1 pseudogene is annotated in these 703 nt (G+C 78.5%); it reads right to left on the bottom strand.

Features of this window, described 5'->3' with window-relative positions:
* Positions 1-63 precede the first annotated feature (63 nt).
* A pseudogene (locus G3I53_RS33100) lies at positions 64-703 on the bottom strand (ABC transporter permease); the annotation flags it as partial.

Below are 703 nucleotides of genomic sequence, written 5' to 3'. Positions count from 1 at the left end.
CGTCCCGGAGGCCCCCCGCGTCCCCGTCCCGGAGGCCCCCCGTGCCCCCGGGACGGACGCGCGTCACCCGTGGCGCAGCTCGCCCGGCCGCAGGCTCCGGCCCAGCAGGGGCAGGGCGGTGGCCGCGGCCAGCAGGCAGGCCGCGTAGACGTCGAGCGGCACCAGCAGGGCGGCCCACGGCACGACGGACGCGGTCAGCACCGAGTAGCCGACGCCGATGACCAGCCCGCCGATGCCCGCCAGCACCAGCGCGGGCGCGAGGGGCAGCGCCGTCTCCAGCAGCAGCGCCCGGTTCAGCACCTTGCGCGGCACCCCGGCGGCGACCTGGGCGGCCAGGCCCCGGCGGCGTGCGGACAGCGACTCGGCCGTCCCCACGGCGAGACCGGTCAGGGTGATGAGCAGGCCCACCACCACGGCCGCCGCGGCCAGGTCCAGGCCGGTGGTGTAGAACTCCATGTCCTCCACACCCCGGCCCTGCCGGCCCAGCAGCTCCAGCATCGACTGCCGCAGCCCCACGAACCCGGTTCCGACGACGGTCACCAGCAGCACCGCCGCGTGGGTGCGTGCCGCAGCCCACGGGTCGTCGCGCAGCCGTTCCGCGGCGATCAGGGTGGCCGCGGAACGGGCCCGCCGGGCCATGGCCCGGCCCACCGCGCCGGCCGTGGCGCCGGACAGCCACACCGCGCCCGCGCCCACCGTCAGC

It is taken from the genome of Streptomyces sp. SID14436, from assembly GCF_010548465.1.
Lineage (GTDB): Bacteria > Actinomycetota > Actinomycetes > Streptomycetales > Streptomycetaceae > Streptomyces.
The sequence above is the reverse complement of the archived record's forward strand: the minus strand, read 5'-3'. Positions and strand labels throughout refer to the sequence as shown.